We start from the raw sequence: 12,365 nt of genomic DNA, 5'->3' as shown, positions 1-12,365 counted from the left end.
GACCGCCGACGCGGCGGCGAACCTGTGGGACACTTTCACTGGAAGTGCCTTTCCGAGTTGTGCCGATAAGTGCGTAAGGAACACTCATCATCACAGCTCAGAGGGCACTTTCCTCGTCACGACACCCGATGACCAGCCGATTCGTCGGTGGATCGAGGTTTAGGGGTGCGGGCCGGGTTCGCTGCCGTTGGCAGGGAGTGTGGTTCAGCGCGATCCTGCTGCAGCCGTCGCCTCCACGCTCCGCTTGAGGTTGAGCAGCTGTCGTCGCTGCATGCCGAAGTGGACAGGGCGCATGACGAGTCGGAGCATCAGTCCCATGGCGAGGCTCTCGTACCACGACCGGACGCGGGCGAGGAGGCGAGTGCTCGTCGCATCGATCGGTTCAAGGACGAAGGTCCAGGTGAACGAGCCAGTATCCTCACCGAGGACCAGCGCCCGCTCCGGTGCGATAGCCCGGACGATGAAGCCGTCATCTGCCTTCGGCGTCCAGGGAAAAATGTCCCCGACCTCGACGTGCTGGAGCTCAGGGATGATCCGATCTGCGCTCGGAACGCCCCCGTTATCGAGCCCGTCGTAGCTGTACGCCCCGGCCCGCCTGCACCCTATCTGGACAAGCCAAGGCCAGATCTCGCTCGGCCGAGCACGGATCGTGACACCGTGAGTCCACTGCGCCTTCGCAGGCACCAGCTCATCACCCGGAAACGGCCGCCCAGCCTCGTCGCCAAGGGGCCGAACCGGGCGTCGCGACACCACGCCGGTCACTATCACTCCCGCCAGCCTGATCGCATCAGGAAGGCGGTCGATAAAGGAGGAATCCTCTCCCTTCACCCAGCGCTGCGCGATGTCCCAATTCTCTTGCGGCATTCGTGCAGTATCTCTGCACGCGGTGTCGATCTAAATGCAAATGGGCGCAATTGCATCGGATGCAGCCCAGCGACTAGTTGGCGCAGCTTCAGACCACGCGGTCTCCACGACCAAGAACGGGCGGGATCCCGCCGGTTTCACTCCCACAGCACCGGCTCGACGCTGTCGTTAGGCAGCTGCGGGGTGCTCCCCACGAATGCGGGGATGATCCGACAACGTCGTTACGTGACCCGTTTCGTCACCGTGCCGTAAGCGAGCAGGTTGGTGCCCACAGTGTGGCCACAAACTTGTGTCGGTAACGGCTATCTGGCGTGAACTGCTGTCATGGCATTAATCAGGTCAGACGTCATTTCAGTCAGTCCCTGACCTGCACCCTCAGAAACAGTTCGAATCTCACCGAGGGCGCCACCTCGACGCCAGCCCTCCCAATTCGCTACGAATGCCGGGGCTCTCGACGACGATGTTCGCGTGAGTGCGCGGACCATGCGTCGCAGCATCGACGAGCTACATGACCGCCCCGACCTGGTCAGCGGCGACGGTCGGGCCAAGCGCTCGGCCTTCTGGACCATGCTTTCGCTGCTGGCGATGATCGCCGCCGCCGGTGTCGCGATGGACTCCACCGCCACGGTGGTCGGCGCGCTGTCGACCCCCATCTACGGCGTGGCACTGGGTTTCGCCCGGGGTGTCCGCCCACTCGGTTCGACTCGTCGCACTGGGCGCTGTCGTCGCCGTCGGTGTGCTGATGGTGTGGACCTCCCAGCCCCGACGCGGTCGCCACGATCGCCACCGGGCTCGCCGGGTCGTTCGCGCTGATCCGCCGGGATCTGGGCGACACGCTGCCGGGAATCGCGGTGGCGATCGCGCTGGTGCCGCCCCTCGCGGTGGTCGGGATGTGCATCGGGCTGGCGAACCCGTACCAGGCACTGGGCGCGTTGATCCTGTTCCTGTCCAGCGTCGCCGCTATGATCGCCGCGTGCCCGAAGGCGTCGAGGTGTCGGTCATCCACGACATGGGCGCCCGGATCAGCTGACGGCGTTCACCCGGCCGGTGGCGAGGGCCGGCTGCCCTGGATCGACATCCAGTACTGCGGGCTGTAGACGGTGACACCCCCGGTGTTCTTGTCCACCTGCAGTGCTCCGCCATCGACGACCGCCCAGGTGTACGCATCGTCGAACGACTGTGGTTCCCCCGAACGGAAATAGACAGTGAACGCCATAGGGTGCGAGCCTGCCAGGAATTCCGCGCGGCGCTACTCGAACGTGGCCGGGGGCCGGGTCCGGGCCCGGGTATGCAGGATCCGGCCGACTCCCAGAGGTCCGGGAGACGGTCGGCGGGCCTCTCCCGATCGCACAGGCGGACCTTGCGGAATCAGCTTACCCCGCAACATATTTGGCGACCAGCGCGCCGTCGGCCAGATGGTTCCGAGCGTGCCCGGCCGGGGTCGGCGATCTCCGGGGTCCAGCCGGCAGCACGCGACCCGGGTCATTCGGGCAGGTTGACCGCATTTCGGCGATAGGCTCCGGCCGTGCTGAACGTTCGGCCGGTCTGCGTGCCCGACGCGGCGCTGCAGACACGCGTGTCCTCGCCGAGCCGCCACCGCGCCGAAAGCGGCGCCAGGCGGATGCGCGTGCTGAAGATCGCCAGCGGGATCGCCGCCGTGGTATCGGGCGGATTCGGCATCTTCCAGCTGGCGCTCGGCGGTGCCCTGTGGTGGCTCGGCGTGATCAACCTGGCATGCGCGTTGGTGTTCCTGGTGATTCCGAAGCTCTGCCCACTGGGCGAACTCGTCGCACCGCTGACCTTCGTCACCTTCGCCTACCTTTCGGTGGGCTTCATGTGCGCCACCACCGGCACCGATTCAGGCCTGCAGTTCTATTTTCTGGTCGCCGCATCGCTGACGGTGCTGATCCTCGGGATCGAGCGGATCGCACTGGCGTTGACGATCGGCGCGGTCGGAGTCGTGATCGTGATCGTGCTGGAACTCACCGTGCCGAACGACCGGGGGCTGGGCCCGTCCTGGACGATGACGGTCGGGTTCATCAGCTCGGTCATCGGTTCGGCGGTGATGATCGTCGCGACCCTCTGGTACACGCTGCGCGAGACCGAACGTGCGGAGCGGGCGATGGAGGCCGAATACCGGCGATCCGAGGGGCTGTTGGCCAACATCCTGCCGACCACGATCGCCGACCGGCTCAAGGATCCGACGCGCACGGTCATCGCCGACAAATACGACGATGCGTCGATCCTGTTCGCCGACATCGCCGGCTACACCCAACGCGCCAGCGACACCCCGCCCGCGGAGCTGGTGCGCTTCCTGGACGGGCTCTACACCGAACTGGACGCCCTGGTCGACCGGCACGGACTGGAGAAGGTCAAGACCAGCGGCGACTCCTACATGGTGGTCAGCGGCGTCCCCACGCCCCGCGCCGACCACCTGGAGGCACTGGCGGCGCTGGCACTGGACATGGCCGGCGCGGTGACCGATCTCAAGGACGCCCAGGGACGCGACGTCCCGCTGCGGATCGGGATGGCGGCGGGGCCGGTCGTCGCCGGTGTGGTCGGCGCCCGCAAGTTCTTCTACGACGTCTGGGGCGACGCGGTCAACGTCGCCGCCCGGATGGAGACCACCGACGTGGAAGGCCGCATCCAGGTCCCCGAGGACGTCTACACCAGGCTGCACCACGAGTTCGTCCTCGAGGAGCGCGGCCTGGTCGACGTCAAGGGCAAGGGCGTGATGCACACCTGGTATCTGGTCGGCCGGCGGACCGAACCGCCCAGAGGTTCCGGTTCTCCCGACTGAGCGGCCTTGCGCGCACCGATCAGCCCGCGGGCCGGTCCACCGGGTCCTGCTGCTCGGACCTGTCCTGCCGATCCAACAGGCGGGCGTAGCCGGCGCCCATGCCCAACAGGATCAACCCGACGACGATGAACACCGCTACGCGGAAGATCCCGTCGAGGGTGCCGAGATCGAACAGGAACAGCTTGGCCATGGCGGCCGCGACCAGCCCGAGGCCGCCGCCGATCGGGACCGAGCGCTCCGCACGCGGCAGCCGCGCAGCGTATCCGAACAACGCGGCCGCCATCGCGATCCAGCAGATGGTGGCCGCCATGTGCCCGGCGTAGAAGCCACGGTCGGGACCGCCGATCAGCGTGCCGGCGGTGACGGTGAGCGTGGTGACCGCGTAGACGATCACCGCGGCCGCCGCGACCCACAGCACGCGCACCGCGCTGTCGTCGAGTGCGCCGGGCCGTCGCTGCGCCTTCCCGGTCCAGGACCAGACGACGACCACCGCGCACGCGGCCAGCAACACGCTGGAGACCAGCGTGGAGATACCGGCCGCCGCCGTCGTCTCGGTGGCCTCCAGCAGCGCCGACGGCGGTGCGTAGCTGAGGTGGATGCCGGCACCGACGATCACGAACCCGAACGCCGCCCAGCGTGCGACGTCGTCGTGGCGCCCAGCGACGGCCACCACGATCGCCATCGCCAACAGCACCGGGCCCGCGACCCGGCCGTCGAACGCGACCGTCACCGCGATCAGTGCCGACACCGCCGACACCGCGGAGAACACCTGCCGGACGACGCCGGGCACGCCCGGCAGGCGGTCGCCGAGCAACACGATCGCCAGCATCGCCGCGGCCAGCGCCGCCGCCATCAGGGCCGCGACCACCCGGTCGACGGCCAGGCCGACCGACAGCACCGGGGTGACGCCCACCGCGGTGAGCAATGCCATCGCGACCCGGTTGGCCGTCCCCGGCAACAGGATCAGCGCCGCCACCACGGCGATCAGCGCCGCGATCCCGCAGGCGCCGGCCAGCCAGAGATCCTCCCGGCCGTCGACATGCCGCACCATCAGCGCGATCAGCAGTGGCAGCACCGCCGCGGCGATACGCGCGGCGTGCAGCCAGATCCAGTCCCGGCCGAGCTGCACCGGCAGTGAGGCCGCGGCCAGCGCCAGCATGAACCCCACCAGCAACAGCGTGATCCCGTCGGTCACCACGGGCGCGAGCACGATGAGCGGAATCAGCACCAGCAACCCGAGCTGCTCGGCGTCCCAACGGCGCGCCAGGGTCAACCCGCCGGCGCCGATCACCGCGGCAAGGGCGAGGCCGACCCCCGGCGGGACCCATTCGTAGATGGTCGTGACGGCGATGACGTCGATGTACGCCGCGGCCACCCCGGTGGCCGCCAGCGCGATCGCCCCGACCCGTCCGCCCGGGCGGGCGTTGAGCCACCACCCCGCCCCGACCAGTGCTCCGGCCAGCAGCGCACCCGCCGCCACCCGGAACTCCGGTCGCAGGATGCCGGCCTGGGCGGCCAGCACCAGCAGCAGCACCACACCGATCAGCGTGACCGCCACCCCGGCGACGGCCAGCAGCTTGCCGATCCAGCCTTCCGAACGCGGCGCCCGGACGGCCGCGACCGGCTGCGCCGGAGCCGCGTGCGGCGCCCGGTAGGGCAGATATTGCTGTGGCGGGTGCTGCGGGGGCTGTTGCGGCCAGTACGGCACCACCGGCGGTGCGACCGGCTGCGGGGGCGGGACGGGCGCCGGCTGCGGCGGTGCGACGGGTGCTGCAACCGGCGCCTGCAACGGCCGGTCGGTCAGGATCCGGTCCAGCTCGGTCAGATCGGTCGACACCTTGGCCAACTGCCGCGACAGCGCGGCGAAGTCCGCCGAGAGCCGGGCGAGCACGACGGCATGCGGTTCGGTCATGCCCTCATGTTCGCAGCCGGCGGGCGCCCGGCGCGTGAGTACAACTACTCGTCGAGCCCGTGTTCGATCGCGTAGCGCGCCAGTTCGACCCGGTTGCCGATCTGCAGCTTGCGAAACGTCGCCTGAACGTGGTTCTCCACCGTGCGGTGGCTCAGCGACAGCCGCTCCGCGATCTGCTTGGCGGTCAACCCCTTGGCGACATGGCGCAACACCTCGGTCTCGCGCTCGGTCAGGCTGGGCCCGGCCGGGCCCTCGGAGCCGGAGTCGCGCGCGATGCGCCGGTACTCGCCGAGCACCAGCCCGGCCAACCCCGGTGTGAACACCGCCCGGCCCGCCGCGGTGGCCCGCACCGCGTCCGCCAACTCCTGCTTGGACGCGCTCTTCACCAGGTAGCCGGTGGCACCCGCCTTGACCGCCTCGAGCACGTCGTCACGCTCGTCGGACGCCGACAGCACCAGGATCCGCGACGACGGTGACACCGCGAGCACTTCCGCGGTGGCCTGTGCACCGTCGCCGTCACCGAGTCGCATATCCATCACCACCACGTCCGGATACACCACCGCGGCCCGGCGCCGTGCCGAAGCGACACCGTCGGCGGTGGCCACCACGTCGAATCCGTCGTCGGCCAGGTCACGGGCGACGGCGTCGCGCCAGATCGGGTGATCGTCGACCACCATCACCCTGGTCGGTCCGTCGCTCACGCCGTCTCCCCCTTACGCGGCACGGTCAGCTCCCACTCGGTGCCCGAGCCGGGGCCGGTGCTCAGCTCGGCCCGCCCGCCCAGCCAGTTCATCCGTCCCACAATCGATTTCGCTATGCCGAGCCGTCCCTCCCCGAGCGCCTCCTCGAGTCGGCCCGCCGGGATCCCGATGCCGTCGTCGCGCACGCTGACGACGACGGAATCGCCGAGATCCTCGAGCAGGACATACGCGTGGGCGTCGGGCCCGGCGTGCGCCGCGGCGTTGTCCAGCGCGTTGCCGACCGCCGCCAGCAACTCACCGGCCCGCACCGCGTCCAACAGCACCGGTTCGGCCGGCACGCTCACCGACACCCGGTCCGAACCGCGTTGCCGCAGTAGCGCGCCGACGTCGGCGCTCGCGCCATCGGCGGCAGCGGTGTCCACCGAGCCGACCAGGTGACGAAGCGCCCGTTCCTGCTCGCCGGCCAGCTCGGCCAATCGCGTTGTCTCACCACCGATCTCACGGCCACGTCGGGCCACCAGCGCCAGCACCTGGATCGCCCCGTCGTGAACCTGACGGGACAACCGCTCGCGCTCCTCCAGTGCCGCCGACAGCCGCACCGCCCGTTGCAGGTCCGCGTGCGCACGCCGGGCGGTCTGCGCGGCCATCCCGACGGCCAGCCCGACCGCCAGCTCGATGATCACGGTGGCGTTGCGGCCGAGGTCGATGTGCACGTATCCCTTGAGTGCAGCCGCGGCGGCCATCACCGCGAGCCCGGTCAGCATGCCGGCGATCGGCCCCCACAGGATGGCCGCGGAGATGGTGGCGTTGGTCGCCCACAGCGTGGTGGGCCACGACTGGTTGTCGGCCACCCATTGGTCACCGGCGATCAGCTCGGTGGACAGCATCAACGCCACCACCACCGCGATCTCGGTCCACACCCAGGCCGGCCTGCGGCCGAACCCCTGCAGGTAGGCGACCGCGCAGGCGGCGCTGAACCCGATCAGCACCGCGAACAGCAGCCAGCCCGCGATCGGATACTCCAGGTCGCGGTTGACCGCGATCTGAAACCCCAACGCGTAGACGCAGCTGAGCAGACGAAACACCTGAGCGGCCCGCCACAGCGGCGTGGCCGGATCGGGGGCTACATCACCTTGGAGAGAAACGCCTTCGTCCGTTCGTGCTGGGGGTTGGTCATGACCTCCACCGGGTCACCGTGCTCGACGACGACTCCCCCGTCCATGAACACGATCTCGTCGGCGACCTCGCGGGCGAACCCCATCTCGTGGGTGACCACCACCATCGTCATGCCCTCGGAGGCCAGCTTCTTCATCACCCCGAGCACCTCTCCGACGAGCTCGGGGTCCAGTGCCGAGGTGGGCTCGTCGAAGAGCATGAGCTTCGGGTCCATCGCCAGAGCGCGCGCGATCGCGACGCGCTGCTGCTGTCCTCCGGACAGCTGGGCCGGGTAGGCCTCCGCCTTGTCGGCCAGCCCGACCTGCTCCAGCAGATCCTTGCCCCGTTCGAGGGCCTGGCCCTTCTTGATGCCCTTGACCTGGGTGGGAGCCTCGATGACATTGCCCAGCGCCGTGCGATGCGGAAACAGGTTGAAGTGCTGGAAGACCATACCGACGTCGCGGCGCTGCTTGGCGACGTCGCTGGGCTTCATCTCGTGCAGCTTGCCGCCGCGCTCCCGGTAGCCGACCAACTCGCCGTCGACGTACAGCCGGCCCGCGCTGATGGTCTCGAGGTGGTTGATGCAGCGCAGGAACGTGGACTTGCCGGATCCCGACGGGCCGACCAGTACCAGCACCTGCCCCTTCTGCACGTCCAGGGTGATGCCCCTGAGCACCTTGAGCGCACCGAAGTCCTTGCAGACCAGCTCGGCCCTGACCATGGGCCTGGCAGTGTCCGTTGCCGTCATACGTGCCCACTTTCCGTCTGCGCATTGGCCAGCGCCTGGAGCTGCTTGGAGGTCAGCTTTCGCGACGCGCCGCGCGAGAAGTACTGCTCCAGGTAGTACTGCCCGACCATCAGCACGCTCGTTACGGCCAGGTACCAGACTGCGGCCACCAACAACATCGGCACCGGCTGGAAGATCCGCGCGGCGATCTCGCGGGTCGCGATGCTGTACAGGTCGAATGCGTACGGCACCGCCGTCACCAGCGAGGTGGTCTTGAGCAGGCTGATCAGCTCGTTCCCGGTCGGGGGGATGATCACCCGCATCGCCTGGGGCAGCACGGTGCGACGCATCGCCATCCCCCACGACATGCCCAACGCGGTCGAGGCCTCCAGCTGGCCCTCGGGAACCGACAGGATGCCGGCGCGGACGATCTCGGCCATGTACGCCGCCTCGTTGAGCGCCAGGCCGATGACCGCCAGCGCGAACGGTATCGACAGCGCCTGCAGGTCGAGGTGGAAGAACGACGGCCCGAACGGCACCCCGAGCTGAATGTTCGAGTAGATGACCGGGATCAGCCCCCAGAACGCCAGCTGCACGTACACCGGCGTGCCGCGGAAGATCCACAAGAAGACCCACGCCACCGCGCTGAGCACCGGGTTGGCCGACAGCCGCATCACGGTCAGGACCACCCCGAGCACGATGCCGATCGCCATCGAGTACACGGTCAGCTGGAGGGTGTTGAACACCCCCAGCAGGATCCGCGGGTGGAACAGGTACTCGAAGAACGTCGACCACTGGTAGGCCGGGTTGGTGGCCGCACCGTAGACGAACAACCCGACCAGGATGAGGATGACGGCCGCCGCCAACCATCGCCATGGATGGCGCAGTGGGACGGCATCGATGGCTTCTGGCGACGAGCCGGCATCAGTCATGTGAATCGCCTTTGGGTCAGGACACCGCGCCGTTGATCACCGGCTTGTCGATCATTCCCTGCTCGAGACCCCAGTTCGTGGCGATCTCCTTGTACTGACCGTTCTCGATCAGGTGCTCGAGGGCCTGCAACAGGGACTGCGCCAGCGGGGAACCCTTCTCCACCGGCCACCCGTAGGGCGCCGAGTCGAACATCTCACCGGCCGGTTCGAGCTTGCCGTTGGTCTGCTTGATCGCATACAGCGTCACCGGCGAGTCCGCCGACATGGCGTCGGCCTGGCCCAGCACGACGGCGTTGGTCGCGGCGTCCTGGCTGTCGAACGGGATGATCTCGATCGGCGGCTGGCCGGCCTCGGTGCACTTCTGGCTGCGGGCAGGCAACTCGTCGGTCTCCTGCACCGTGGTGGCCTGCACCGCGACCTTCTTGCCGCACGCGTTGTCCGGGTCGATGTCGGAGCCGGCCGGCTGGGCCCACAGCGTGCCCGCCGAGAAGTAGGTGACGAAGTCGACCTGCTCCTCGCGCTCCTTGCTGTCGGTGAACGAGGACATGCCGACGTTGAACGATCCGCCCTGGATGGACGGGATGATCTTGGCGAAGTCCGCCTCGCGGTACTCCGGGGTCAACCCCAGCGTTCCGGCGATCGCGTTCATCAGATCGACATCGAAACCGACGATCTGGCCGCTCTCGTCCTTGAACTCGTTCGGGGCGTAGGGAATGTTCACGCCGATGATCAGCTTGCCGGAGGACTTGATGGCCTCGGGCACGGTGTTCGCGATCTCGTCGACCTTGTCGGCCTGCACCGCCGTCGACGGAGTCTCCGACCCGCCGCCCGAGTCCGAGCTGCTCGAGCATCCCGACAGCGCCAGGGCGCCGGTGGCGGCGAACACCGCCGCAAGGCGCCAGATCTTGGTCCGGCGATCCTGGATTTCACCCAACACGGTTGCCTCAACTTTCTGCTTCGGGTCGTCAGCCATCGACCGGAGCCCATCCAGGCATCTCCAGCCAAGGACGTTAACGACCGATGTCCCGACGCGCAGCGCCGGTAACGGAACATTAACGACCGGGTGGAGACATCACAGCGGTACCGCGAAATCAGGCGACCCAGCTCAGCGCTGTGAAAGACTGCGGCCATGGAAACCGGTACTGCCCCAGGCATGTTGCAGCATTTGTGGAAATCGGCCCTACTGTCGGGAATCCTCGCCGTCATTCTCGGCGTCATGGTGCTCGCCTGGCCGGCGAAGACCCTTCTGGTGGCCGCGATCTTCTTCGGCGCCTACCTGTTGGTGACCGGCATCGCCCAGGTCATCTTCGCCTTCAGCCTGCACGTATCGGCAGGCGGTCGGGTGCTGCTGTTCATCAGCGGGGCCGCCTCGCTGATCCTGGCGGTGCTCTGCTTCCGCAGCCTGCAGGATTCGATCCTGCTGCTGGCGATCTGGATCGGTATCGGCTTCATCTTCCGCGGCGTCGCCACGGCGGTGTCGGCGATCAGCGATCCCACCCTGCCCGGCCGCGGCTGGGAGATCTTCATCGGCATCATCAGCCTGATCGCCGGTGTCATCGTGCTCGCCTCGCCGTTCCAGTCGCTGGCGACGCTGACGATCGTCGTCGGCATCTGGCTGATCGTCATCGGGGTGTTCGAGGTGGTGTCGGCGTTCGGCATCCGGAGCGCGAGCAAGAAGGTCGCTGAATTCAAGAACGAAGTCTCCGCCGGCGCGCCAGAGTAAGTGCCGAAGGTCTCGGCTTCCGAATCCGGCCTTCGTTACTACACTGAGTCGTAGATCGGGAACCGCAGAGACTGGGAGTCGGGCGTATGGACGCACTTGATGTGTCACGGTGGCAGTTCGGAATCACCACCGTCTACCACTTCATCTTCGTCCCGCTCACCATCGGTCTGGCTCCGCTGATCGCCGCCATGCAGACCGCATGGCACATCACCGGCAACCACTCCTGGTATCGACTCACCCGCTTCTTCGGCAAGTTGTTCCTGATCAACTTCTCGATCGGCGTTGCGACCGGCATCGTGCAGGAGTTCCAGTTCGGGATGAACTGGAGCGAGTATTCGCGGTTCGTCGGGGACATCTTCGGCGCGCCGCTGGCCTTCGAAGGACTGGTGGCGTTCTTCTTCGAATCCACGTTCATCGGGCTGTGGATCTTCGGCTGGGGCCGACTGCCCCGCGCGGTGCACCTGGCCTGCATCTGGATCGTCGCCTTCGGCGTCAACGCCTCGGCATACTTCATCATCGCCGCCAACTCGTTCATGCAGCACCCCGTCGGAGCGCGTTTCAACCCCGAGTCCGGGCGCGCCGAACTGGTCGACTTCGGCGCGCTGCTGACCAACAACACCGCCATCTGGGCGTTCCTGCACGTGGTCGCCGCCTCGCTGCTGACCGCCGGCACCTTCGTCGCCGGCGTGTGCGCCTGGCTGATGGTGCGGTCGCACTCCCGGCCGGGCGAGGCCGAGGAGGCCAGGACGATGTACCGGCCGGCCACCATCATGGGCAGCGTGGTGGCCCTGATTGCGACGGCCGGCCTTCTCCTCACCGGCGACGTCCAGGGCAAACTGATGTTCGTCCAGCAGCCGATGAAGATGGCCTCGGCGGAATCGTTGTGTCACACCGAAACCGATCCGAACTTCTCCATCCTCACGGTCGGCACCCACAACAACTGCGACAGCGTGTCGCGCCTCATCGAGGTGCCGTTCGTGCTGCCGTTCCTGGCCGAGAGCAGACTCAGCGGGGTGACGCTGGAGGGCGTCGAAGATCTGCAGCTGCAGGCCGAGGAGCGGTTCGGCCCCGGTAACTACCGCCCGAACCTGTTCGTCACCTACTGGTCGTTCCGCGCGATGATCGGCCTGCTGCTGGTGCCCGTCGCGTTCGCCCTGCTGAGTCTGTGGCTCACCCGGCGCAGACGGATTCCCGATCATCGGTGGTACGGCAGGGTCGGCATTCTGACGATTCCGACGCCGTTCCTGGCGAGCTCCGCGGGCTGGATCTTCACCGAGATGGGCCGACAGCCGTGGGTCGTGCACCCCAACCCGACCGGGGACCAGGACGTGCGGATGCTGGTCCAGGACGGCGTGTCCAACCATGCGGCCGGCACCGTGGTGTTCTCGCTGGCGGTCTTCACCGTCGTCTACGGCGCACTGGCGGTGGTGTGGTTCTACCTGATGCGCCGCTATGTGGTCGAGGGCCCGCAGGAGCACGACTCCGAACCGGCACCACCGGCGCCGCCCGACAAGGACGACGTCGCACCGCTGTCGTTCGCGTACTAGGAGA

General features: G+C 67.8%; 12 protein-coding genes and 1 pseudogene. 5 read left to right on the top strand and 8 right to left on the bottom strand.

Translation table 11 applies throughout. From position 1 onward, the window contains the following. Positions 1 to 204: 204 nt before the first annotated feature. Complete coding sequence (locus tag JDV09_RS25170; RefSeq protein WP_221371867.1) at positions 205 to 864, bottom strand: hypothetical protein; 660 nt, start codon at positions 862 to 864, stop codon at positions 205 to 207. Positions 865 to 1,332: 468 nt separating this feature from the next. On the opposite strand from JDV09_RS25170, the gene JDV09_RS25165 reads away from it, so the two are divergent. Together JDV09_RS25165 and JDV09_RS27565 are read left to right on the top strand one after the other, a co-directional pair. Further along, positions 1,333 to 1,677 (top strand): DUF389 domain-containing protein, encoded by a 345-nt coding sequence (locus tag JDV09_RS25165; protein WP_221371866.1) that lies wholly within the window; start codon positions 1,333 to 1,335, stop codon positions 1,675 to 1,677. Then, the gene (locus JDV09_RS27565; protein ID WP_221371872.1) at positions 1,644 to 1,961 is read left to right on the top strand and encodes a DUF389 domain-containing protein; all 318 of its coding nucleotides are present in this window, start codon (positions 1,644 to 1,646) and stop codon (positions 1,959 to 1,961) included. Before JDV09_RS25165 ends, JDV09_RS27565 begins: the two co-directional genes overlap by 34 nt. Here JDV09_RS27565 and JDV09_RS25155 read toward each other — a convergent pair. Continuing rightward, entirely contained in the window at positions 1,901 to 2,080 is a 180-nt protein-coding gene (locus JDV09_RS25155) for a hypothetical protein (RefSeq protein WP_221371865.1), read from the bottom strand. The genes JDV09_RS27565 and JDV09_RS25155 overlap by 61 nt on opposite strands. 309 nt (positions 2,081 to 2,389) lie before the next feature. On the opposite strand from JDV09_RS25155, the gene JDV09_RS25150 reads away from it, so the two are divergent. Beyond that, the gene (locus JDV09_RS25150; RefSeq protein WP_221371864.1) at positions 2,390 to 3,664 is read left to right on the top strand and encodes an adenylate/guanylate cyclase domain-containing protein; all 1,275 of its coding nucleotides are present in this window, start codon (positions 2,390 to 2,392) and stop codon (positions 3,662 to 3,664) included. Between the two features lie 19 nt (positions 3,665 to 3,683). On the opposite strand, the gene JDV09_RS25145 is transcribed toward JDV09_RS25150, so the two are convergent. From JDV09_RS25145 to JDV09_RS25120, 6 genes and pseudogenes are all read right to left on the bottom strand, one after another. Further along, on the bottom strand, positions 3,684 to 5,576 hold the full coding sequence (locus tag JDV09_RS25145; RefSeq protein WP_221371863.1) for a DUF2339 domain-containing protein: 1,893 nt from the start codon (positions 5,574 to 5,576) through the stop codon (positions 3,684 to 3,686). Positions 5,577 to 5,620: 44 nt separating this feature from the next. Continuing rightward, entirely contained in the window at positions 5,621 to 6,253 is a 633-nt protein-coding gene (locus JDV09_RS25140; RefSeq protein WP_221371871.1) for a response regulator, read from the bottom strand. Positions 6,254 to 6,273: 20 nt separating this feature from the next. Then, positions 6,274 to 7,401 (bottom strand): annotated as a pseudogene (macS, locus tag JDV09_RS25135) (MacS family sensor histidine kinase); the annotation flags it as partial. Next, the gene (locus JDV09_RS25130) at positions 7,401 to 8,153 is read right to left on the bottom strand and encodes an amino acid ABC transporter ATP-binding protein (RefSeq protein ID WP_221371869.1); all 753 of its coding nucleotides are present in this window, start codon (positions 8,151 to 8,153) and stop codon (positions 7,401 to 7,403) included. The gene JDV09_RS25130 and the pseudogene macS, both read right to left, overlap by 1 nt. Before the next feature lie 23 nt (positions 8,154 to 8,176). Continuing rightward, on the bottom strand, positions 8,177 to 9,091 hold the full coding sequence (locus tag JDV09_RS25125; RefSeq protein WP_221371862.1) for an amino acid ABC transporter permease: 915 nt from the start codon (positions 9,089 to 9,091) through the stop codon (positions 8,177 to 8,179). 16 nt (positions 9,092 to 9,107) lie between these two features. After that, positions 9,108 to 10,028, bottom strand: coding sequence for an ABC transporter substrate-binding protein (locus tag JDV09_RS25120; protein WP_221371868.1), 921 nt, complete (start codon positions 10,026 to 10,028; stop codon positions 9,108 to 9,110). A gap of 192 nt (positions 10,029 to 10,220) precedes the next feature. On the opposite strand from JDV09_RS25120, the gene JDV09_RS25115 reads away from it, so the two are divergent. Both JDV09_RS25115 and JDV09_RS25110 read left to right on the top strand, forming a co-directional pair. Continuing rightward, the gene (locus tag JDV09_RS25115) at positions 10,221 to 10,814 is read left to right on the top strand and encodes an HdeD family acid-resistance protein (protein WP_221371861.1); all 594 of its coding nucleotides are present in this window, start codon (positions 10,221 to 10,223) and stop codon (positions 10,812 to 10,814) included. A gap of 86 nt (positions 10,815 to 10,900) precedes the next feature. Further along, positions 10,901 to 12,361: a cytochrome ubiquinol oxidase subunit I gene (locus JDV09_RS25110; protein WP_221371860.1), complete on the top strand. Its 1,461-nt coding sequence runs from the start codon at positions 10,901 to 10,903 to the stop codon at positions 12,359 to 12,361. Positions 12,362 to 12,365 lie beyond the last annotated feature (4 nt).

Source organism: Mycolicibacterium xanthum (genome assembly GCF_019710635.1).
Lineage (GTDB): Bacteria > Actinomycetota > Actinomycetes > Mycobacteriales > Mycobacteriaceae > Mycobacterium > Mycobacterium xanthum.
This window is presented reverse-complemented; position numbering and strand designations above follow the sequence as displayed.

Coding starts and splice junctions, on each gene's coding strand:
- JDV09_RS25110 (WP_221371860.1), top strand. CDS start 10,901: ATGGACGCACTTGATGTGTCACGGTGGCAGTTCGGAATCACCACCGTC.
- JDV09_RS25155 (WP_221371865.1), bottom strand. CDS start 2,080: ATGGCGTTCACTGTCTATTTCCGTTCGGGGGAACCACAGTCGTTCGAC.
- JDV09_RS25130 (WP_221371869.1), bottom strand. CDS start 8,153: ATGGTCAGGGCCGAGCTGGTCTGCAAGGACTTCGGTGCGCTCAAGGTG.
- JDV09_RS25145 (WP_221371863.1), bottom strand. CDS start 5,576: ATGACCGAACCGCATGCCGTCGTGCTCGCCCGGCTCTCGGCGGACTTC.
- JDV09_RS25140 (WP_221371871.1), bottom strand. CDS start 6,253: ATGGTGGTCGACGATCACCCGATCTGGCGCGACGCCGTCGCCCGTGAC.
- JDV09_RS25125 (WP_221371862.1), bottom strand. CDS start 9,091: ATGACTGATGCCGGCTCGTCGCCAGAAGCCATCGATGCCGTCCCACTG.
- JDV09_RS25170 (WP_221371867.1), bottom strand. CDS start 864: ATGCCGCAAGAGAATTGGGACATCGCGCAGCGCTGGGTGAAGGGAGAG.
- JDV09_RS25115 (WP_221371861.1), top strand. CDS start 10,221: ATGGAAACCGGTACTGCCCCAGGCATGTTGCAGCATTTGTGGAAATCG.